Annotated in this window: 19 protein-coding genes; 14 read left to right on the top strand and 5 right to left on the bottom strand. The window is 61.1% G+C overall.

Annotated features, from left to right (window positions below; all coding sequences use genetic code 11):
* Window positions 1-35: 35 nt before the first annotated feature.
* Complete coding sequence (gene deoC / locus ACYQ14_RS06815) at window positions 36-671, bottom strand: deoxyribose-phosphate aldolase (RefSeq protein WP_459886309.1); 636 nt, start codon at window positions 669-671, stop codon at window positions 36-38.
* Window positions 672-846: 175 nt separating this feature from the next.
* Here deoC and ACYQ14_RS06810 point away from each other — a divergent pair, with 175 nt between their 5' ends.
* The 4 genes from ACYQ14_RS06810 to ACYQ14_RS06795 all read left to right on the top strand — a co-directional run bounded on the left by ACYQ14_RS06810 (window position 847) and on the right by ACYQ14_RS06795 (window position 4,075).
* Window positions 847-1,668 (top strand): DUF63 family protein, encoded by an 822-nt coding sequence (locus ACYQ14_RS06810; protein WP_459886306.1) that lies wholly within the window; start codon window positions 847-849, stop codon window positions 1,666-1,668.
* 126 nt (window positions 1,669-1,794) lie between these two features.
* Window positions 1,795-2,676, top strand: a complete 882-nt coding sequence (locus ACYQ14_RS06805) for an ATP-dependent ribose-1-phosphate kinase (RefSeq protein ID WP_283834687.1) — start codon at window positions 1,795-1,797, stop codon at window positions 2,674-2,676.
* A 141-nt stretch (window positions 2,677-2,817) separates the two neighbouring features.
* Window positions 2,818-3,120 (top strand): HalOD1 output domain-containing protein, encoded by a 303-nt coding sequence (locus ACYQ14_RS06800; RefSeq protein ID WP_283834686.1) that lies wholly within the window; start codon window positions 2,818-2,820, stop codon window positions 3,118-3,120.
* Window positions 3,121-3,346: 226 nt separating this feature from the next.
* Window positions 3,347-4,075, top strand: a complete 729-nt coding sequence (locus tag ACYQ14_RS06795) for a guanosine phosphorylase (protein ID WP_459886301.1) — start codon at window positions 3,347-3,349, stop codon at window positions 4,073-4,075.
* Between the two features lie 397 nt (window positions 4,076-4,472).
* Here the strand turns inward: ACYQ14_RS06795 and ACYQ14_RS06790 are convergent, their stop codons facing one another.
* The 4 genes from ACYQ14_RS06790 to ACYQ14_RS06775 form a co-directional block, all read right to left on the bottom strand.
* Complete coding sequence (locus ACYQ14_RS06790) at window positions 4,473-5,585, bottom strand: glycosyltransferase (protein ID WP_459886298.1); 1,113 nt, start codon at window positions 5,583-5,585, stop codon at window positions 4,473-4,475.
* Window positions 5,586-5,728: 143 nt separating this feature from the next.
* Complete coding sequence (locus ACYQ14_RS06785; protein ID WP_459886295.1) at window positions 5,729-6,208, bottom strand: hypothetical protein; 480 nt, start codon at window positions 6,206-6,208, stop codon at window positions 5,729-5,731.
* Between the two features lie 66 nt (window positions 6,209-6,274).
* Window positions 6,275-6,661 carry a DUF7971 family protein gene (locus ACYQ14_RS06780; RefSeq protein ID WP_459886292.1) on the bottom strand — a complete coding sequence of 129 codons (387 nt, stop codon included), beginning with the start codon at window positions 6,659-6,661 and terminating at the stop codon, window positions 6,275-6,277.
* Window positions 6,662-6,734: 73 nt separating this feature from the next.
* The gene (locus ACYQ14_RS06775) at window positions 6,735-7,565 is read right to left on the bottom strand and encodes a GNAT family N-acetyltransferase (protein WP_459886289.1); all 831 of its coding nucleotides are present in this window, start codon (window positions 7,563-7,565) and stop codon (window positions 6,735-6,737) included.
* 1,248 nt (window positions 7,566-8,813) lie between these two features.
* Here ACYQ14_RS06775 and ACYQ14_RS06770 point away from each other — a divergent pair.
* From ACYQ14_RS06770 to ACYQ14_RS06725, 10 genes are all read left to right on the top strand, one after another.
* Entirely contained in the window at window positions 8,814-9,104 is a 291-nt protein-coding gene (locus ACYQ14_RS06770; RefSeq protein WP_459886286.1) for a hypothetical protein, read from the top strand.
* Between the two features lie 176 nt (window positions 9,105-9,280).
* On the top strand, window positions 9,281-9,406 hold the full coding sequence (locus ACYQ14_RS06765; protein WP_459886283.1) for a hypothetical protein: 126 nt from the start codon (window positions 9,281-9,283) through the stop codon (window positions 9,404-9,406).
* Window positions 9,407-9,431: 25 nt separating this feature from the next.
* Window positions 9,432-10,454 (top strand): Cdc6/Cdc18 family protein, encoded by a 1,023-nt coding sequence (locus ACYQ14_RS06760; RefSeq protein WP_459886280.1) that lies wholly within the window; start codon window positions 9,432-9,434, stop codon window positions 10,452-10,454.
* 54 nt (window positions 10,455-10,508) lie between these two features.
* Window positions 10,509-11,258: a ZIP family metal transporter gene (locus ACYQ14_RS06755; RefSeq protein WP_459886277.1), complete on the top strand. Its 750-nt coding sequence runs from the start codon at window positions 10,509-10,511 to the stop codon at window positions 11,256-11,258.
* Window positions 11,259-11,523: 265 nt separating this feature from the next.
* Complete coding sequence (locus ACYQ14_RS06750; RefSeq protein WP_459886274.1) at window positions 11,524-12,231, top strand: hypothetical protein; 708 nt, start codon at window positions 11,524-11,526, stop codon at window positions 12,229-12,231.
* Window positions 12,231-12,599 (top strand): DUF8156 family protein, encoded by a 369-nt coding sequence (locus tag ACYQ14_RS06745; RefSeq protein ID WP_459886272.1) that lies wholly within the window; start codon window positions 12,231-12,233, stop codon window positions 12,597-12,599. Before ACYQ14_RS06750 ends, ACYQ14_RS06745 begins: the two co-directional genes overlap by 1 nt.
* Window positions 12,596-14,866 carry a DNA polymerase domain-containing protein gene (locus ACYQ14_RS06740; protein ID WP_459886270.1) on the top strand — a complete coding sequence of 757 codons (2,271 nt, stop codon included), beginning with the start codon at window positions 12,596-12,598 and terminating at the stop codon, window positions 14,864-14,866. The genes ACYQ14_RS06745 and ACYQ14_RS06740 overlap by 4 nt, the downstream gene beginning before the upstream one ends.
* Before the next feature lie 157 nt (window positions 14,867-15,023).
* Window positions 15,024-18,992: a PAS domain S-box protein gene (locus ACYQ14_RS06735; protein ID WP_459886267.1), complete on the top strand. Its 3,969-nt coding sequence runs from the start codon at window positions 15,024-15,026 to the stop codon at window positions 18,990-18,992.
* Window positions 18,985-19,449: a response regulator gene (locus ACYQ14_RS06730; RefSeq protein WP_283834672.1), complete on the top strand. Its 465-nt coding sequence runs from the start codon at window positions 18,985-18,987 to the stop codon at window positions 19,447-19,449. The genes ACYQ14_RS06735 and ACYQ14_RS06730 overlap by 8 nt, the downstream gene beginning before the upstream one ends.
* Window positions 19,446-21,182, top strand: a complete 1,737-nt coding sequence (locus tag ACYQ14_RS06725) for a bacterio-opsin activator domain-containing protein (RefSeq protein ID WP_459886263.1) — start codon at window positions 19,446-19,448, stop codon at window positions 21,180-21,182. The genes ACYQ14_RS06730 and ACYQ14_RS06725 overlap by 4 nt, the downstream gene beginning before the upstream one ends.
* Window position 21,183: the final 1 nt, after the last annotated feature.

Below are 21,183 nucleotides of genomic sequence, written 5' to 3'. Positions count from 1 at the left end.
TGAACGGTTTGCCGTCTCACAAAAGCGCTTTTCGTCTATCTCGGAGCGCCGTCGAGAATCTCGAGTCCGCTCGAGGCCCCGATTCGTTCGGCACCTGCCTCGATCATGTCCATCGCTTCCTCGTAGCTTCCGACGCCGCCGCTGGCTTTGACGGGCAGATACTCGCTCATGAGCTCGACGTCCCCGACGGTCGCACCACCACCAGAGAACCCGGTCGAGGTCTTGACCATCGCCGCGTCCGCATCGACGGCCGCCTGACAGGCTTCGTGTTTCTGCTCGTCGCTCAACAGCGCCGTCTCGATGATCACCTTCACGGGAATCGGGACGGCGGCGACGAGCTCCTCGAGTTCGGCGGTGACAGCCTCGAGTTCGCCCGCTTTTAAGCGCCCGATGTTGATCACGACATCGAGTTCGTCTGCGCCGGCCTTCCACGCCAGGACACCCTCTCTGCGTTTCGTGTCGTGGTTGTTCTGTCCGTGGGGAAACCCGATAACGGTCGCGAGGGTGACGTCAGGTGCGTAGTCGACCGCCTCCTCGAGGTAGTACGGCGGGATACAGGCGTTCATTCCGTGCTCTGTGGCGTCGTCGAGGACGGCTTCGATATCCGCGGGGGTCGTCTCGGGGCCGAGAACGGTGTGATCGATCGAGCGTGCGAGTTCGTGACGGTCCATACTGGGTCGAACGACCGAGAGGTGAAAAACCCGCACGGTTCAGGTGAAAAACCCGCACGATTCCGTTCATCGCTCGAGGAAGTCGCCTAATGAGTTGAGCGCAAGTCGACGGACTCGAACCCGTCTCCTCGAGGATCGGAAACGGTTAGTCGCTGGCACGTACCAGTTGCCGTATATGGTGTTCCCAGAGGGATTTGCCGTTCCGCCGGTGGAATTTCTGCTACCGCTTCTGGTCGCCCTCGTCGGTGTTCTCGCACTGTTGTGGGTGAACAGTCCGGCCGTAACCGACCGGACGGTGATCGCGTTCGCACCCTGGATGGTACTCGGCTCGACGTTGCATGTGCTCTATCAGGTCCAGGCGATTCCCGGACCGATCGACGTCCTGTTCGGCGCGCCGACCGTCTACGTCACGACGGCCGTCCTCGCCGGGCTCGTCTGGGTCGCGAGCATATACCTTCACGGAGCCGAACTCCAGCAGTCAGTCGAGACGCCACTCGGCGTCAGCGGCGCACTGCTCTTTCTCGCCGCCGCCGGCTACGCGATCAACACGGGCTTGGACGCCGGAACGATCGACGCGTTCTGGCCGGCCGTTTCGGTCGTCCTGTCGGTGGTTCTGACCGCGCTCGCCTGGGTCGGACTCGAGCGCTGGGCGAGCGAGACCGCCGCGGTAACGGGCCTGACCGGTCTTCTGGTCGTGTTCGGACACGCGCTCGACGGCGTCTCGACCGCCGTCGGCTACGACCTTCTCGGTGCGAGCGAGGAGGTTCCCGCTTCACAGCTGATCCTTCACGCGGGCGAGGCGCTCCCGACGTACGATCTGCTCGGTGCCGGCTGGCTGTTCGTCGTCGTGAAGGTCGCCCTCGCGATGGCCGTCGTCGGTCTGTTCAAAGAGTACGTTCGCGACGCGCCGCGACAGGCCCGGCTCCTGCTCGCTTTCATCGCCGCCGTCGGGCTCGGACCTGGCGTTCACAACGTGTTGCTCTTTACGATCGCGTAGTCGGCTCGCCACGAACTCTTCTTGCAGTCGCCCTCAAGGTTTCTCCCGCCTCCTCGAGCTTTCGCTCTCGCCAAACCCGCAGAATGGAACCGTTTTTCTCTCCCCGGTCCGTTTGCCGAGTCGTGAATGGTCACGGTGCTCACCGCCGGTCACGTCAACTGGGACGTGACCCTCCGCGTCGATAGATTTCCCGAACCCGACGGCGAGGCGTCGATCCGCTCCCAGCGACAGTCAGGCGGCGGGAGCGCGGCCAACGTCGCGACCGCGCTGGCCGGACTCGAGGTCGAAACGGGACTCGTCGGGAGCGTCGGCGACGACGAGAACGGGCTGTTAGCCAAGCGCGACCTCGAGGACGCGGGTGTTTCGGTCGACGGGCTTCGAATCGTCGAGGACGCGGCAACCTCCGTAAAGTACCTCCTCGTCACCGAGTCGGGTGCGGTGTCGGTGCTTGGAAACGACGGCGTCAACGAAGCAATCCGAGCGGCGGACGTCAACCCGGAACGAATCGAATCAGCCGATCACGTCCACCTCACGGGACAACGGCCCAAGACGGCCGCCGAGATCGCACGCGTTGCAACGCGTTCGGGATCGACCGTGAGCTTCGATCCCGGCCGTCGACTGGGTGATCGCGAGTACGGCGAAACGCTCGCCCTCTCCGATATCATCTTCGCCAACGATCGGGAGATCGACGCGATGGTCGACGCCGACGAGGACGTCACGGAATTTACCGAAGGTACGGTCGTCGCCAAACACGGCGAAGACGGCGGCGAAGTCCACACGCCGTCCGAGTCGTTCGTCCACTCCGGCTTCGAAATCGACTCCGTCGATACGAGCGGGGCGGGCGACGCCTTCGCCGCCGGCTTTCTCGCCTCGACGCTTCGAACGGACGACGCCGAGGCCGCACTCGAGTACGCCAATGCCTGCGGAGCGCTCGCTGCGAGTCGAAAGGGGCCCCGAAGCGTCCCAACGATCGACGCCGTCGACCGATTTCTCGAGTCACGAGGGTGACCAATACGGATATATAAGTAGTCGTGAAAGATTCGAACCCAGCACCTGCTGAAGTTCTCAGCGGGTGTTGTCTGACGGCAGTTATATACCCAACGCCGTTGCCCGTTTGAATAGGAAGTCACGATCCTGTGACTGAGAGACATGATGAAAGGTATCCCCCGGACGTCTGCACCTGGTGACAACCGCACGCACGTCCAATACGACCGGCGCGAAGATGAGCCGCCGAGCGTCGCCGTTGCAACAGCACTCGCATCGTTTCACGGCGAGGATGTGACCGCTGGCAGTACGCAACTGTACCAGTACATCGATCCCGATGCACTCGATTCCCTCTTCGGATCCACCTTCAGCGGAACCGATCGAACGGGCGGCAGAGTGCGTTTCGAGGTCGACAGCGCGACCGTCGTCGTTCGGCCCGAACGGGTCCACGTCTACGCCGAAAACTGATCGCGAATCACCTCGAGACCGCTCGAGGTTCCGGCTATTCACAGACCGCTTGCCGCTACCGACGTTCGCCACTATCGGTGCTCGTTACTGCCGACGTTCGCTACTACCACTCCCTCGAGATGACCGGGTTCGACACTCGAGTTTCCCGCTCGATACGGCGACTGCGAGGTGACGACTCGAGACGGACTGGAGAAGGTTTTTCTCGCCGCCCGCGGAACCGGTGCGTATGGCGACACAACCGCATCTACTGGTTGATGAGGGAGATCTCACGGACATCGCACTGATACCCGGCGATCCGGGTCGCGTCGATCGAATCGCGAGCCACTGTGACGAGTCCGAGACGATCGCACAGAACCGCGAGTACAAGGTCGTCAACGCGACCTACGACGGAAGGGAGCTGACGATCTGCTCGACGGGGATCGGCTGTCCATCGGCAGCCATCGCCATCGAGGAAATGGCGAACGTCGGCGTCGAAACGTTCGTCCGTGTCGGAACGACGGGGGCGCTCCAGTCGGATATCGAGATCGGCGACATGATCGTCGCGACCGGCGCGGCGAAAAACGAGGGGACGAGCAAGCGCTACGAAGCCGTCGAATATCCCGCCGTTCCGGACTACGACGTCCTCTCGGGACTCGTCGATGCCGCCGAGGCGAACGATGAGGAGGTCCACGTGGGTCCGATCGCGAGCGACGACGCCTACTACGCGGAAACGTCCGAGCACGTCGACGACTGGGAGGACGCGGGACTCCTCTCGGTCGAGATGGAAGCCGCCGCGGTCTTCTCGTTGGCTCGCCGCAAGGGACTTCGCGCAGGCGCTATCTGTACCGTCGACGGTAACCTCGTCGAGGGAACACAGAAAGGAACCGACACCGAGGACGACGAACTGCCCGAGAAAGCCAAGAACAACGTCGGCCGAGCGATCGATATCGCACTCGAGGCCGCGACCAAGCTCTAAGTTAGATCCACGTATCGCGATCTAATCCACATGTCTCGCCCGTTCAATCAATTACTGCGGTGGCGCGCGCTGGCGGCGCGCCTGAGTACTGTGAGGGCGCGTCGCCGATACTGCGCGAGGGACGAAGTGAGCGACCAGCGAGAGCGAATGAGTCGGCTGGGGAGGATGTGGTCTTCATTGTGGCTCGTGCGAGCAAAAACGTTCGCAGCAACGATCGTAATGCTCAGACCGCCAAACAAGAACGTCCGCAGCAACGATCGTAACGCTCGGAGCGACGAGAACACGTCAAACTCTTTCCGACCTCAGCGAAACCGCCTTCGGATAGACTCTCAGCGTTCGAGAGACGTCTTCGCTTTCTGGCGATCCTCCGGTAAACAGCGATAGCGGGTCGTATAACTCACACCAACTCGTCGTAAATATCCACCAACTGCTCGAGCGAGTGTTCGACCGAGAGCATCGCCCGCCGTCGTCGACAGAGGTCGGACAGTCGGTCGCGTTCCGCGAGCGTTCGACTGATCGCCCACCGGAGATCCTCGAGATCTCCCGCTTCGTATCGATATCCCGTCTCCCCCTGAATCACGGAGTCGGTGAGCGCTCCGGCGTCGACGGCCACGACCGGCGTTCCGCAGGCCGTCGCCTCGAGCGCGACCAGCCCCTGGGTCTCGACGGGACTCGAGAAGACGAAGGCGTCGAGCGCTGAGTAGAACGCGGGAAGTTCCTCGCGCTCGAGGAATCCCAGAAAGCGAACGTCCGCATCGGCTTCCGCCGCGTGTGCTTCGATCGAGTCGCGGACTGGTCCGTCTCCGCCGATAACGAACGTGCAGTCCGTTCCCGCAACGCCGTCAATGGCTTCCTCGAGGTTCTTTTCCGGTCCGTGCCGTCCCGTGTATCCCACCAGCGGACCGTCGAGGTCCTCGAGATCGTACCGCTCGCGGAACGTCGTTGGATCGACGGGTCGGAAGAACTCCGTATCGATGCCGTTCGAGACGATGCTTACCTCGACATCGGCCTCGACGTTCTCGAGGAGATTCCGACGAGCGAAGGCAGTCGGCGCGATGACGTGATCGACGTGCTCGAAGACGGACCGCTCGTAGGATCGCGCAATCCGCTCGAGGCTGCCGACGAACGGATCCGGCACGTGCTGGTCTGCCCGATCCTCGAGCAACGTGTGATAGGAGGCGACGACGGGAACCTCGTGTTTTCGTGCGAAACGAATCCCTGCGATTCCGATTGTAAACGGCGTGTGAACATGAACGATGTCGGGTATCTCGAGTTCCTCCGGAACCCTCGGCAGTCCAAGTCGATATCTGGGGTAGAGCGGGGCTGGAACGCTCGGTAGCGTGTACTCACCCTCTTCGGGATCGTAGTCGTCCATCTGTGGGAAAACGACCGACATCGAGTCTCGAATACGAGGCCAGCGCTCTCGCCAGAGCGAGACGGTGTAGGTAACGCCGTTGACCGTCGGATAATAAAGGTCGGTAAACGCCGCGACGCGTTCGGCTTTCGCCATTGATTGAATCTGCACTGGTCGATCGTATAACTATTCCGTCGGTCCTGTCGCAGACTGGTTCAACTGCCGGTCTCCGAACGCAGCCGAATCGGGATTCAACCGAACCGAAACGCGGCCGAATCGGAACTCAGCCGAATCGAGACTTATTCGACCCGAAACGAGACGCCGTGGTTCTGCAACAGCGACCGCATTCGCTCGACGCCGGAGGCTTTGTCCCAGCCTTCTCCCGTGTAGTGTTTGTACGGATGCCGTAACCAGGAGTACTCGCGGTGGGCGAACACCTCGAGCGACTCGCCACCGGCCTGAAACAGCGCGATGTGGAGTTGCCACGTCGAGAGCGGCGACTCCCGGCGAACCCAACTCCCCGCCGACCGGCGGCCGTCGGTGTGGATTTTCAGGGATGCGACCGGCTCCGGCGCGAACGCCATCGCCTCGAGGTCGGTTCGGAACTCGCCCAGTCCACGCTGGACGGTTCCGACGTACTCCGCGGGATGTTGGGTACACTGTGCGAACCCGCCGAGGGGCTTTTTGACCCGGTGAAGCGTCGGGAGAACCCGTCGCCGAACTCGCGTCGTCAAGTCGAGCGCCTCTCTACGGGCGGACAGTTCGTCAGTGCTCGTCACGATCCATTCTATCCAGCCTGAGAGCAAAGCCTTTCTGGATACCGTTGTGCTCGGGACCAGTCTCCCTCACATATCGCTGAGTCGGATCCCGTCCCCGAGGAGTCGTGCATTTCGCTCGCGGTCGAGATGTTCGCTCAGGTCGTCGTGTTCGTACAGTTGAGCGATCACGTCGGCGTAGAGGGTTCGCCACGCGATGGCGTAAATCGGCGACTGACCCCACGCGCGTAGCTCCGGAACGAACTCGTCGTAGGTCTCGAATCGATCCTCGAACCGGTCGATCATCTCGAGCACGCTCGCGGCCGCCTCGCGCTCGTCGTCGGCCTCGTCGATCGCTCGATTGAGGCGGTCTTCCCAGCCAGCGACGGCGTGTTGCATATCCATCGCGGTGTCGTCGCCGTCTTCGGGCAGCTGCTCGAGTACCGGTTCCGGAACGCCGAGTGAGATGTTGTCCATACTCGAGAGAGGGGCGGGTCCGCCAAGAAACCTGCAGTCGGTCTCGGCGGGGGACAGCAAATTTGCTGGCGATTCACTCGAGCCAGGTCGCCAGGAGCACCTCGTCGACCAACGAGTCCTCGAGACAGTACTGTCCCTCGCGTTCGCCTTCCCGTTGCCATCCGTGCTCCTCGAGAAAGTCGATCGCTCGCTCGTTGGTTGCCGGCAGGCCCTGGGTGATCTTCTGATAGCCCGCATCCTCAGCCCACTCGAGGCCGTACTTGAGCAGACTTGAGCCGATCCCTTCCCGGCGAGCGTCGGGGCGAACGCCGACGGTTACTTCGGCGGTGTGTCGAAGCGAGGGGAGCTCGGGCGCGTCGAGGTGGAGCCAGCCGACGATTTCGGTTGTCGCTTCTTCGCCGTCGCCAATCCCTACCGTTGACTCGAGTTCGGCGACGAAGAACACGCGAGATCGATCCTCGTTTGCCCGGACGAGCGCGGAGTCACGATTGAGACGCTCGGCGACGTTCTCGGCGACGATGTACTCTCCCTCGGTCGCGACCACGTACATCGCGTCGACCAGCCCGTCGCGGTCGGCTTCTCGCGCCGGACGGATACGAACGACTCCCTCCTCGAGTTCGCGTTTCGTCTCCGGTGCTGTCACGCCCACACGGAGGTGTCCGTTCGCCTCGAGCAGGTACCCGCCCGTTTTCAACTCGTCGACTGCCTCCTGGAGCCGTTCGATCGACGGCCGAACCTGTTTCCGGTAAACGCCCGACCGAGCCGGCTTCGAGTGCGAGTCATCTGCTTCGACCCGGATCGCTCGAGCGAGTTCGGACTGCGGGACGGCTCCGTTCCGTTCGACGTACTCGTACACTCGTCGTTGGATGGGATCGTCGAACGAAAACGTCGGGTGGGTGCTCATAGAGCCGAATCCGGCGACGGCGAGCATAATTATGGGCTCCGTACTGGCGGTTCGGCTCGATGGGACCCTGGGGAACAGCTGGTTACTGCGTTCTGTGACTGATTTCGATTCAGCAAAGTCGCCTCAGACGGGCCGATATTGCCGAGATAGGCGTGCTGTTGTTCGGTCCGCATTCGGACCTCGACGCATCTGTATTCGGATTTAATATTGCACTATATGATTTATAACCTGGTATCGATCCGTGATAACGGCATCTGAACGCGTTACTGGGACACTCGAGGTGAGAGACGCGGACTTGCTATCCGATGGAACCGACTCGTTCAGCGCCCAGGAGAATCCGCCAAAATTTAGACCACTACGTTGACACGCCACTCGATGGTCGCGATCGAGCCCGGAACGATTCGTTCCGGCACTGCATAAGAGCAAACGAGCTATTATCATCCCATCTGAAACCTTGCCAGCGAAGTTCACTCTCGATGATTTGGCTGGATACGCCACTTTTACACCCTCCCAAAAGCGTCTCTTCTGTCCCAGCCGATCGCTCGAGTCTGTCACACTTCTGTTGGCCCGATGTAGTGTCTAGTGTTTTGCAAACGGCCCCGGGGAAATCTCGGTTGTGGCTCGCATTGTGATCGATGCCTGAAAGCACGTGTATCTGGGCCGGGAGCGACGAACGCCCGGAGTAATCCCTCTGAAAGGAGCAACAACCCTGGGAGTAAGTTACTCTTCGCGCGTGCGGGGAATTTCCTGTCGAAATAACAGTAAATCAATACTCGCGTGCGAACCGCTGTGAGGGCCGCAATATGACACTGACGTTCCACTGGAATTGTAGAATCTATTGGTGGGTTCTGGAACCGTTTACCCCCGGTTCGAGACGCCAGGTTGTTCCTCCTCCGAACAGGACTTTGAACGCCGATTTAAACTCGAGTGGAGTCTCAGACTGGCCGCTCCCTGTCTGGTGTCTTCCTCCTCGATGAGGTACACTACGAATTTCGTCCGTTGGACATCGAGTTATGAGTCGTTTAGTCGGTTGTGTTCCGTGATTTTGCGTTCTGCCCCAGTCATAAATCTCATAGTGCGATATAGAAGGTCGCGTTACGACTATCTACTGCCACTGGAGTAGCTGATTTACAGGGACAGGTTCCTCGTACACGCTCTAGTCACCGTGTTGATGATGTTTGTGCTATAACGTGGGATAATTCCAATTGGACCGCTGCATCACAGTTAGAGGACAACTTGACAACCAATGTGAACACTACTGCCGTTGAAGTTAACTACGAGAGTTATGATGCTGACGGAGTAGCTGTCACAATTGATGAATTTCTCACTAACCAAGAATTCACGACAGCAATTCAAACTGATGTGATAAATGAGTCCGGTGACGATAGACACGGTGTCCAATTCAACTATGAACATGTGTATTCATATTTTTCTGGAGTTGTGGATATTCTGGCTATTCTTCCCGACGAGATAGAGCTCTTACTTCCAGATGACGCCTCTAGTTGGAATGACGACGTATTTACCACTCTCGATGACTGAATAGATATTCTTCTAAACACAATACATATATACGCAACTAATTTTAAATTTATTATATTCTCCATATTATAATGCGGATTTATATTAACAATTCAGGCATGGGAGCCAAAAACAATATTAGTATTTACATATAATGCAGCATCAAACATTTGTAGGTTTATAAGCATGCGAAGAATGTGACTATCGCGCTCGAGCATCTCGAGATCGTCGTCGGTCTCGTCAAACGCTCCTGGCCCTCGAGCAACTCGGAGTTCCGATCAGTCGAGTTTCGGAACTATCGGAACCGCTGCACCGTCGCTTAAGAGACTGGACCGAAAACTGGGAGGTGTGATCGTCGACGACCGCGTCCTTCGCGAGGATTTCGTCCCGAGCGAGGTAGTCCACCGCCACGAGGAGGTCAACCACCTCTCGGAGACCCTCGAGCCGTTGCTCTTTGATACCCGGCCCGAGCCCGCGTTTCTGTTCGGGCCGACCGGCGTCGGCAAGACCTGTATCGCGCGCTACACCGTCGATCAACTTCGCGAGCAACTGCCGGGCGCTCGGGCCGCCTACGTTAACTGCTGGCAGGAGTACACTCGATTTCGCGTCCTCTACAGCCTACTCGAGGCCGTCGACCGCACGTTCGATGTCCACCGATCGACGCCGAAAGACGAGCTGTTCCAGCGGCTCTCGGATGCGGACGACCACCCCATCGTCGCGATTTTGGACGAAGTCGACCAGCTCGAGGAGACCGAAGTGCTGTATGACCTCCACCGACTGCCCCACGTCTCGCTCGTGTTGATCGCCAACCGCGAGGAGGAGCTGTTCGCGAGCTTCGACGACCGCGTTCGCTCCCGACTGCGAGCCGGCACGCGAGTACAGTTCGACCGCTACGGCACGGACGAACTCGTTTCGATCCTCGAGGAACGTGCGGTCCAGGGGCTCGCACCCGGCGTCGTCGACGAGTCTCACCTGCGGACGATCGCCGACGCCGCGGCCGGCGACGCTCGCGTCGGCATTGGTATCCTTCGCTCGGCCGTCAACCGTGCGGATCGACGCGGACTCGAGTCGGTCACCGACGACGTACTCGAGGAGTCGATTCCGGACGCGCGGACGGAGATTCGACGCAAGACCGTCGAACAGTTGATCGAACACCAGCGCGTCCTCTACGACATTATCGCGGAGGCAGGCGAGATCGAACCCGGGGAACTCTACGCGACCTACGAGACGAAGGTCGAGGATCCGAAGACGAACCGGACGCTGCGAAACTACCTCACGAAGATGGTCCACTACGATCTAATCGAGGCCGTCGGCGAGCGACGCGGCCGGACGTATCGGCTGGTCGACGGTGACGGAATCGCGGCCAACTGACCCAGGCGACCACCGGCAACCTACATCCCCGTCGGCGATGTCCATCAGCGTGCAATGCCCGCAAACGCCCTCTCGACACCCCTCACCGTTCTCGTCACGGCGTTCGCCGTCGGCCTCGGGCTCGTCCACCTCTTCGTGGGCAAACTCGAGTTCCTCGACCGGGTCCCCCGAAGCCGCTGGCTGTCGTTCGCGGGCGGGGTCTCCATCGCGTACGTCTTCGTCCACATCATTCCCGAAATTCACAACGCCGTGGTGACGCTCGAGGGCTGGGATCCTGTCGCCATCTTCGCCGAACAACACGTCTACCTGATTGTACTGTTCGGGTTCGTCGTCTTCTACGGCCTCGAGCAGTACGTCCGAAGGGGAAACGCCGAAGCTCGCGAACACGGCCTCAAGCCGAGTGCCGGCATCTTTTGGATTCACGCGGGATCGTTCGCCGTATACAACGCCCTCATCGGCTATCTGCTGGTTCATCAGGAGGAGCCCGGGATCGTCGGACTGTCGACGTTCGCCCTGGCGATGGCGCTTCATTTCGTCGTGAACGATTTCGGGCTTCGAGCTCACCACGGCCGGCTCTACCACGACTACGGTCGGTGGCTGTTGTCGGCGGCGGTGCTCGTCGGTTTCGGTGCCGGGTACACTCTCGAGATCACTGAACAACTCGTTTCGGTGCTCTTTGCGTTCCTGGCAGGCGGGATCATCTTGAACGTCATCAAAGAGGAGTTGCCGGCCGAACGCGAGAGCCGGTTCTGGGCGTTCGCACTCGGCGCGGCGGGGTACGCTGCGGTGTTGTTGTTCGTGTGACGCCGACCTGCCGATTCGGTTCGAATCACTCGTCGATTTTCGAGGTCAGCCGTTATTTCCGAGGTCATTCGTCGATCCCCGAGGTCACTCGTCGTTTTGGAGCCGCCTCCAGTTTCGGAACGACCCACTGTTTCGGAACCGAGCGCCGATCGCGAACGCTCGAGCGTTCCCCCGATGAAACCCCTGAACGCCGCCGAAGCCGACGCTATCGGAAATGCGGAACCCGCGTTCCGCCGCTTATGGGCCGTCCGGGTAACACTCGAGTATGTCACGCCTCGAGTTCGAACCCGGATTAACCAGCTGCCGAGTCCCGTCGCCACGATCGCCGATCCTTCACGAACTGGTCTGTTCGCGACTCGCCGAGACCAGCAGACCGGCCTACTGGATCGACGCGGGAAACACGGCCTCGCCGCAGGTGCTGTACGATTGTGCCTCGAGCCCCCGCGTTCTCGACTCCCTTCGTATTGCACGATCGTTTACGGCCTACCAGCACCACTCGATCGTCCGCCGAGTGGTCGAGAACGCGACTCTGCGAACGTCGCTGATCGTCGCGCCGAACGTCGTCGAGCGGTACCGGGACGACGACATCCCATCGTGGGAACGCGACGAGTTGCTCGCCGCAAGTCTCGAGACGCTGGCCGAACTCGGTCGGGCGCTCGAGGTCCCTGTTCTGGTCACGGCGGCGAGCGACGAGGCCGAGGCGACGGTTTCTGAGCACGCAGATCACGATGTCGAGTGCGTCCGGACACGAGAGGGGATCCGCCTCGAGGGCGACGGCGCGGAGACGATGGGCTACTGGCGGGGGAGCTACTGGCAGTCGACGATTCCCTACTGGGTCGACTGCTGCGGCGTCGCCGATCGGATCGATCCCGTCGTCTCGGCGGCCGATCAGGGCCTGTTGGACGTGCGTCCGGAATCGGGTGGCTCGAGCGGTGGGGCCCCACAGAGTCTCGAAACGGAGGTGTCGGGCTGATGGGTCGGACGAACCCGACCTACCGGGACGCAATCGCGAGCCTCGAGTCCCAGTGGGGGCCGATGCGCCGAGCGCTTCGCCGCGAGTATCAGGGTGATTTCGATCGGCTGTTCGACCGTGCTCGAAACTTCGCCGACGCGGCCGGGCACGCGAATGCCACCGATCCAGAACGCGCGCTCCTGTTGTCGCTGTTGCTCGCCCACGAGGTCGAGCACAGGCGGCTGTGCGACCGGCTCGCGAAAACGGAGGCGCGACTCGGGGCGCTCGAGTCGACCGTCGCGTCGTCGGATGGAGGGCTCGAGTCGTGCGAGGCGAGCGGAACGGACGAGATATCCGAGGAAACTGAGACGCGGGAGGACCGCTCGTGACCGACCCCTACACCTTCGAGTTCGAGGACGGACTTGTTCGCGAGTGGAACCTGACCGAGGAGGGCGCGACGTTCCGTGAGGTCGAGGACTACCAGCCGTCGATGTTCGTCTCGGGATCCGAGGACGTACTCTCGAGTCTCGAGGAACGGCTACGGTCGGATCCGAAGGTTTCCGCGACGGCGCGGGAGCGCTGGGCGACCGACCTCCACGAGAGCCACGTCGGCGAGCGGTCGGAGCTCCTGCGGGTCGGCCTCGAGCGCGTCGGCGAGGTGCCAACGCTGGCTCGAGAGCTACGCGGCGACGCGCTCGAAGCCGAGCGGTACGCCCCGGGAACGGTTCGGCTGTACGACGTCGACCTCGATCCAGGCTTTCGCTACTGTCTCGACAACGGCATCGATCCGACCCCGGAGCGGGGGTCCAGAGCGATGCTGGGACCCGACCGCGGTCTTCGAACCCTCGAGATCGAAATCGACGAACCGGGGTTGGCCACCGAGGACGTTTCCGAACTGCGACTCGACGGCGACCTCGTCAGCGGCGATCCGGAGGACGTTTGCTGGTCGATCGGTCGCCGTCTCGACCGCATCGACCCCGACGTGTTAGTGTTGAGCCATGGCGAACTCGTCCCCGTCCTCGAGTCGGCGGCGGCGGAAGCCGGACTCGAGGCGTTCCATCTCGGACGGATTCCCGGCTGGCGTCGGGTTGCGGGGTCGAACACCTACGAGAGCTACGGCTCGGTCGGTCACTCGCCGGCCAGATATCGCGTTCCAGGACGAGCGATCGTCGACCGATCGAACAGCTTCCTCTGGCATCAGTCCGGGCTGGCGGGATTGCTGTACATGGTCGAGAAGACGGGCCGCCCCCTCCAGGAGGTCGCGTGGGGGAGCATCGGTACGCTGTTGACCTCGAGACAGATTCGATTCGCGCGCACCGAACACGACGTGCTCGCGCCCCAGAACAAGTGGGAGCCCGAGCGGTTCAAGGACGTCTCGACGTTGCACGCCGGCGATCGGGGCGGTTTTACCTTCTCGCCGGAGGTCGGCCTTCACGAGGACGTCCACGAGATCGATTTTGCTTCGCTGTACCCGCGGATCATCTGCCAGCAAAACGTGAGTCCAGAGACGATCGGCTGTGGCCGTGACCACGGGTCCGACGGCACCGAGCCGTCGACCGTTCCCGAACTCGAGTACGATCGTTGTTCGAAACCCGGCTTCCTTCCGGAGGTTCTCACGCCGCTACTCAACGATCGTTCCGGGATCAAGCGCCAGCTCGAGTCGGATCCGCTCGCAGACGACGAGGCGAGACGGCTCCGCGCCGAATCGGGCGCGATCAAGTGGGTGCTGGTCTCCTGTTTCGGCTATCAGGGCTACCGGAACGCCAAGTTTGGTCGCATCGAGTGCCACGAAGCCATCAACGCTTACGCGCGAGACATCGCCCTCGAGGCGAAGGCTCGACTCGAGGACGGCGGCTGGCACATCGTCCACGGCATCGTCGACAGCCTCTGGGTGACCGCGTGCGTGGACGATCCGGAGCCGCTCGAGGACGTCACGCAGGATATTTCGAGTTCGGTCGGTATCGAACTCGAACACGACGGGCGCTACGAGTGGGTCTGTTTCGTTCCGTTGCGAGAGTCGGGGACGGGGTCGGGGCCCGACGCGAGTTCGAACTCGCGCTCGCGGTCCGGCTCGAGCGCTCTCTCACACTCGGGTTCGGCACCCTCGGGCGCGCTCAACAAGTATTTTGGCAAGCGAACGGACGGCACCTACAAGTTCCGCGGGATCGAGACCCGCCGGCGGAGCACGCCCGAGTTCGTCGCCGAGAGCCAACGTGAGTTCGTCGAGGTTCTCGACCGCGAACGCGATCCGACGGCCGTCTGTGAGACGCTCGAGAAGCGGATCGGGAAACTCCGTCGCGGAGCGGTCGACCCCGGTCAGCTCGTCCACACAAAACGGATTTCGCGCCGACTCGAGGCCTACAGCCGGCGCACGCAGACGGTCGCCGCCCTCGAGCGATACGACCGGCACGGAATCGATCGCCACCCCGGTCAGTCTGTCGAGTACGTTGTCGTCGACGACGACGCGGACGGGCTCGGACGCGTCCGCCTCGCGTTCGAGGACTGCTCGTCCGTCGACGACGACTACTACTCGAGTCTACTCGTGAGAGCCTGCGAGAGCGTGCTTTCGCCGTTGGGGTGGGACCGTCGACGGATTCGCGAACACCTCCGAGACGACCGAACGGTTCGGCTCTCGACGTTCACGTCGACGGACTGACCCCGCATTCTTGCACATTCTGGCCGTCTTGTGGTTGGCAAACAGCAACGCTGAATCGGATCCAAAGCCCGTTCAACTGAATCCGACTGTCCGTCTGTCTAACGCATTGAGCGCTACATTTACGGCGCTTGGCCGTCTCTCTTCGATTCATTCTAGCATGGCAACCTCGGACCAATCTCAGGACGCGCTTCACTCGCGCGTTCGACAACAGGAGGCGGTCACGGAGATCGGTCAACGAGCCCTCGAGTCCGACGATCTTGATAGTCTGTTATGCGACGCGGCCGAAGCCGTCGGAGAGACGTTGCAGGTCGATAACTGCGGCGTTCTCGAGCTGTGTACTTCTTCTGAAACGCTCCTCTTGAGAGCGGGTGTCGGCTGGGAGGAGGAGGTCGTCGGCTCGGCAACTACCCCGATACGCGAGGAGGTTCATGCGGGACGGGCGCTGTTATCCGAGGAGCCGGTGACCGTCTCGGATATCGAGGCCGATGCCCGGTTCGCCGTGACGGATCTGCTCGCCACCCACGAGATCACGAGCGGGCTCGGCGTTAGCATCGGGCCACCCGACGATGTGTGGGGCGTTCTGGGCGTATACACGACGACACGACGGGAGTTCGCCGAACACGAGGTCACCTTTCTCAAAAACGTCTCGAACCTCCTCGCATCCGCAATCGCCACGGAGCGAACGAAACGTTCCCTCCGAAACGCGGAGACGCTCACCGATCGAATCGTCGAAACGAGCCCGGTCGGAATCACTCTCATCGATGCCGACGGTCGGAACGTCTTCGCGAACAAACGGGCCGAGGAACTCCTCGGTCGACCGCTCGAGACGCTCCGGTCGTACGACCACGACGACGATCGGTGGAATCTCGTCGATGAACACGGCGAGGCGATTTCGGGCGACGAGATGCCGTTTTCGCGGGTCAAAGAGACCGGCGAGTCGGTCTACGACGAGACCGTCGGGATCGATCATCCGGACGGCACACGAATGTGGTTGTCAACACACTGTGCGCCGCTTACGACCGACGACGGCGAGTTCGACGGAGCGGTTTACGCCCTCAAGGACGTGACCGAACAGACGCGCCTCGAGACCGAACTCGAGACGACCCTCGACCGCGTCACGGACGCGTTTTACTCGCTCGACGAGAACTGGCGGTTCACGTACGCAAACGACGAAGCCGAAGAACTGATCGACTTTTATGATCAGGGGCTGGTCGGCAAGACCGCCTGGGACGAGTTCGAGTGGGCGGCTGACTCGAGGCTGCGAACGGAGTACGAGCAGGCGATGGCGAGTCAGGAGCCGACGTCGTTCGAATTCTACTATCCGGAGCCACTCGAGCGCTGGTTCGAGGTCAACGCCTATCCGTCCGAAACGGGGTTATCGGTCTACTTTCAGGACATCTCGGAGCGCAAGGAGATAGAACGGGACCTTCGAGCGAGCGAAGCACGGTTTCGCCAGTTCGCGGAAAACCTGGACGAAGTCGTCTGGATGAGTTCGGTCGAAACCGACGAATTTCACTACGTCAACCCCGCGTACGAGGAAATATGGGGTCGATCGAAGGAGTCGATTTACGATTCTCCGAGATCGTTTCTCGATGGGATCCACCCCGACGACCGAGCGCGCGTTCGGGAGACGATTCCCGACCGGAGACGGGGGGAGTACGACGAGGTGTTTCGCGTCGTTCGGCCGGACGGGTCGATTCGCTGGGTCCACGATCGGGCCTATCCGATTACGGACGAGGACGGAACGGTCACTCGAATCGTCGGCATCGCCGAGGACATCACCGGACGGCGGGAGATGGAACAAGAGCGAAGGGAGAACACCAAAACGCTCCACCGTCTCTATGCGACCGCGTCGGATCAGAACCGATCGTTCGACGAGAAGGTCGATCGAATGCTCGAGATCGGGCGCAACCGACTCGGTCTCGAAGTCGGATACCTGGCGAAAACCGACGAGCGAGACGACCAGTTCGAAGTGACACACGCGAGCGGCGAGAGCGACGAGATTTATCCGGGATCGATCGCACCACTGTCGGAAACGTACTGTCGGCGAACGATCGACGCTGAGGGACTGTTCGGGTTCGCCGATATTTCGACGACCGACTCGATCGATGAGTCGACATACGATCGATGGGAACTGGACTGCTATCTGGGCGGGGAAGTGATCGTCGACGGCGAACGCTACGGAACGTTGTGCTTTGAAGACAAATCTCCCCGTTCGTTGCCGTTTACGCCGGCGGAGGAGACGTTCGTCGAACTCATCACGCAATGGGTGAGCTACGAACTCGGACGCGAGAACCGAGAACGTCGGCTGCAGCGGTACATCAGGTACACTGATGCGATTCTCGATACGATCGACGACGTGTTCTGTGTCATCGACGCTGAGGGCCGTCTCAGACGATGGAACGAAACGGTTCCCGAAGTGACGGCGTACTCGCCCGCGCAAATCGAGTCGATGGAGGTGTCCGCCCTGTTCGATACCGACTCGTCGACCATCGAGAACGCGATCAACGACGGCTTCGAAACGGGGTGTGCGCGTATCGAAGCGCCGATGCGAACGAAGGACGGGCGAACGTTCGAGTACGAGTTCACCCTTTCCGCACTCGAGAATCCCAGCGGTGAGACGGTTCTCGCGGGAATCGGTCGTGACATCACTGACCGCAAGGCGCGCGAACGCGAGTTGGCCCAGTACGAGCGGATCGTCGAGACGGTCGAGGACGGGATCTACGTGCTTGACGACGAATACCGGTTCAGACTGGTCAACGACGCGTACCTGGAGTTGATCGGCTACTCGCGCGCGGAGATTCTCGGCGAGCACTGCTCGGTCGTCATCGGCGAGGAAGTATCCACGACGGCGGCCGAGAGCTCGGTCGATCTCCTGCGGGCCGATCAGGAGGCGGCAACCCTCGAGGCCCACGTCGAACGGGCCGACGGCGAGCGGGTACCCGCGGAGAGCAAGTTTACGCCGCTGCTGTCCTCGGAGGGCGAGTACGAGGGAACCGTCGGCGTCGTTCGGGACGTTACCGAGCGAAAACGTCGCGAACGCGAACTCGAGGAGAGCGAGCGTCGGTATCGAACGCTCGTCGAACAGTTCCCGAACGGCGCGGTTTCGTTGTTCGACGAAACATTGCGGTACACGCTTACAGGCGGGCAGGCGTTAGACACGGTCGACGCGACTGCCGACAGTATCGTCGGCGCGACGATCTGGGAGCGGTATCCGGAGTCGTTGGCGGCGACGCTCGAGCCGCACTTCCGGGCCGCCCTAGATGGTGAACGGCGCTCGTTCGATTTCGAGCACCACGATTCTCACTGGCACGCGCACACGCTTCCGGTCAGCGACGAGGAGGGGGAGGTGTTTGCGGGAATGGTGATGATACAGGATATCACCGAACGAGTTCGATCCAAGCGAAGACTCGAGGAACTCGTCGACGAACTCGAGGAGTCGAACGAACGCTTAGCGCAGTTCGCCTACGCGGCGTCTCACGACCTCCAGGAACCGCTTCGAATGGTCTCGAGTTATCTCACGCTGGTCGAGCGACGGTACGGAGACGCACTCGACGAGGACGGACGGGAGTTCATCGATTTCGCGGTCGACGGCGCGGATCGAATGCAGGAGATGATCAACGGACTGCTCGCGTACTCGCGGATCGATACCCGTGGCGATCCGTTCGAGCCGGTCGACTGTAAGCGGGTTTTCGACGACGTTCTGGCTGATCTGGCGGTAAAAATCGAAGAAACCGATGCCGAAATCACCGTCGAATCGCTTCCGACCGTCTACGGTGATCCGGGCCAGCTTCGCCAACTCTTTCAGAATATATTGGACAACGCACTCACCTACTCGGGCGAGGAGACACCACGTATAACTGTATTCGCGGCAAAGTCAAAGGCATCGAGGACGATTTCGGTGCGTGATTCGGGAATCGGAATTGAACCGACGGACACCGATCGAATATTCAAAGTGTTCAACCGACTTCACAGCACCGAAGAGTACCCTGGTGCCGGGATCGGTCTCGCACTCTGTCAGCGAATCGTCGAGCGACACGACGGCCAAATACGGGTCGACTCCACCGCGACGGAGGGATCGACGTTCTCAGTACAACTACCGGCACCCCCACAAACAGATGACTAATACATCGACGTCCAACGCCGAACCCGCTCGGATTTTACTCGTCGAGGACAACCCCGGCGATATCCGGCTCACGAAAGAGGCGTTCAAACGCGGTCGAATCGAGAACGATCTACACGTCGTCTCCGACGGCGCTGACGCTCTCGAGTTTCTCTCCCAGGAAGGCGAGTACGCGGACGCCCCGCGTCCGGATCTCATCCTGCTGGATCTGAACCTTCCACGAATGAACGGCGACGAGGTCCTCGAGGAACTACAGGACGATCCGAATCTTCAGCGGATACCGGTTATCGTTCTCACGAGCTCCCAGGCCGAAGAGGACGTTATCACGTCGTACGATCTGAGTGCGAACGCCTATCTGACGAAACCGGTGGATCCGGACGCGTTCATCGAGACCGTTCGCACCTTCGAGAAGTTCTGGTTTTCGATGGTTCGACTGCCCCCGGAGGATAGATCCTCATGACCAGTACCAACGTTCGCGAGGAAACCGAAGGGGACCGACCGGACGCAGTAGAACAGCAGACGGCGGCCGGTGGCGAGGGTAAATCCGCGGCGGATCAGGCGGTTCACATCCTCCTGATAGAGGATAACCCCGGAGACGCACGATTGATCCAGGAGATGCTTCGCGACTCCGAGGAACTCACCCAGCGGTTCAATCTCGACGAACGAACGGACGAACGGCCGACCGTCACCTGCGAGACCCGACTCGAGGACGGCATCCAGGCGCTCAAGACGGCGCGAATCGATGTCGTGTTGCTCGATCTAAACCTCCCTGACAGCAACGGTATCGAAACGCTCGAATCGGTCCACGAAACGGCCGAATCGGTCCCGATCGTTGTGTTGACGGGCGTTCGCGATCAGGAGATCGGCGTACGAGCGATCCAGCAGGGCGCACAGGATTTCCTCGTCAAAGACGAGGTCACGACCCCGTTGCTCGTCAGGACGATCTATCACGCGATCGAACGCGCTCGACAGCGCCGCGAACGCCAAAAACGGCGACAGGAGATGGAGGCGCTCAACCGCCTCAATCGGATCGCCCACGACATTACCCACGCGGTGATCACGACCGACACGCGAATGGAACTCGAGCAACAGGTCTGCGATCAACTCGCGGAGTCGGACGCCTACAAATTCGCCTGGATCGGCGGCGTGAATCCGGGAAGCGACGAAATCGTTCCGCGAGCGGAGGCTGGCACCGACGAGGAGTACCTAGAGCGGATCACGATTTCGACCGGTGACGACAAGCATGCGGAGGGTCCCGGCGGAACGGCACTCGACACGCAGGAGGTCCAGATCACGTCCGACGTTCGCACCGATCCGGATTTCAAACCGTGGCGCGAGGTCGCACTCGAGTACGACTATCGCTCCGTCGCGTCGATTCCGATTAGCCACGAGGAACTCGTCTACGGCATCCTCGCCGTGTACTCGACCTCCGTAAGCGCGTTTACCGGTCCGGAAAAGGACATCCTATCACGGATGGGCGATGTCATCGGACACGCGATAACGGCGATCGAACGCCGAGAAGCGCTGGTAAGCGACGCCGTCGTCGAACTCGAGTTCCAGATCGACGAGCTAGCGAACCCGCTCGCCGACCTGTCGACAGCCGAGTCGGTAATGATCCGCTTCGATCGGTTGATCTGGGAGGGAGAAACGTTGCTCGCGTACGGCTCGGCGGAGGGAATTCCGCAGGAAACGTTTCAGGAGAAAGTCGACCAAATCGAGGGGTTCGACGACGTACGATTCCTCACGAACGGCGACGAGGAGTTCGAATTCGAGCTGGTCGTTCCGGCCGTCACTTCGTTGTTCGAGACGATCGCAACCCACGGCGGCCGGATTACGTCGATAACGATCGACAACGGCGAATTCCGGTTCGTCGTCCAGCTCCCGCAGGGTCGTGACACCCGTCAAATCGTCGAACTCGTCCGGGACCGTCACGACGGCGTCAGCTACCTCGCCCAGCGATCGTACGACCAGCGCGAAACGGACGAAATAGGCGCACAATCGGTACTTCAGGAGGGGCTCACAGAAAAACAGCGAATGGCGCTCGAGACGGCCTACGCGGCCGGCTACTTCGATTGGCCGCGCGGAAGTACCGGCGAGGAAATCGCCGAACGACTCGATATCTCCCCGGCGACGCTCAACCAGCACTTGCGGACCGCCGAGCGAAAATTCTTCGAGTCGATGTTCGAGTCGTAGT

It is taken from the genome of Halostagnicola bangensis, assembly GCF_054653435.1.
The sequence above is the reverse complement of the archived record's forward strand: the minus strand, read 5'-3'. Positions and strand labels throughout refer to the sequence as shown.

Excerpts from the sequence above, each read along its gene's own strand:
- deoC (WP_459886309.1), bottom strand. The coding sequence starts at position 671 with ATGGACCGTCACGAACTCGCACGCTCGATCGATCACACCGTTCTCGGC.
- ACYQ14_RS06810 (WP_459886306.1), top strand. The coding sequence starts at position 847 with ATGGTGTTCCCAGAGGGATTTGCCGTTCCGCCGGTGGAATTTCTGCTA.
- ACYQ14_RS06805 (WP_283834687.1), top strand. The coding sequence starts at position 1,795 with ATGGTCACGGTGCTCACCGCCGGTCACGTCAACTGGGACGTGACCCTC.
- ACYQ14_RS06800 (WP_283834686.1), top strand. The coding sequence starts at position 2,818 with ATGATGAAAGGTATCCCCCGGACGTCTGCACCTGGTGACAACCGCACG.
- ACYQ14_RS06795 (WP_459886301.1), top strand. The coding sequence starts at position 3,347 with ATGGCGACACAACCGCATCTACTGGTTGATGAGGGAGATCTCACGGAC.
- ACYQ14_RS06790 (WP_459886298.1), bottom strand. The coding sequence starts at position 5,585 with ATGGCGAAAGCCGAACGCGTCGCGGCGTTTACCGACCTTTATTATCCG.
- ACYQ14_RS06780 (WP_459886292.1), bottom strand. The coding sequence starts at position 6,661 with ATGGACAACATCTCACTCGGCGTTCCGGAACCGGTACTCGAGCAGCTG.
- ACYQ14_RS06775 (WP_459886289.1), bottom strand. The coding sequence starts at position 7,565 with ATGAGCACCCACCCGACGTTTTCGTTCGACGATCCCATCCAACGACGA.
- ACYQ14_RS06755 (WP_459886277.1), top strand. The coding sequence starts at position 10,509 with ATGCCCGCAAACGCCCTCTCGACACCCCTCACCGTTCTCGTCACGGCG.
- ACYQ14_RS06750 (WP_459886274.1), top strand. The coding sequence starts at position 11,524 with ATGTCACGCCTCGAGTTCGAACCCGGATTAACCAGCTGCCGAGTCCCG.
- ACYQ14_RS06745 (WP_459886272.1), top strand. The coding sequence starts at position 12,231 with ATGGGTCGGACGAACCCGACCTACCGGGACGCAATCGCGAGCCTCGAG.
- ACYQ14_RS06735 (WP_459886267.1), top strand. The coding sequence starts at position 15,024 with ATGGCAACCTCGGACCAATCTCAGGACGCGCTTCACTCGCGCGTTCGA.
- ACYQ14_RS06730 (WP_283834672.1), top strand. The coding sequence starts at position 18,985 with ATGACTAATACATCGACGTCCAACGCCGAACCCGCTCGGATTTTACTC.
- ACYQ14_RS06725 (WP_459886263.1), top strand. The coding sequence starts at position 19,446 with ATGACCAGTACCAACGTTCGCGAGGAAACCGAAGGGGACCGACCGGAC.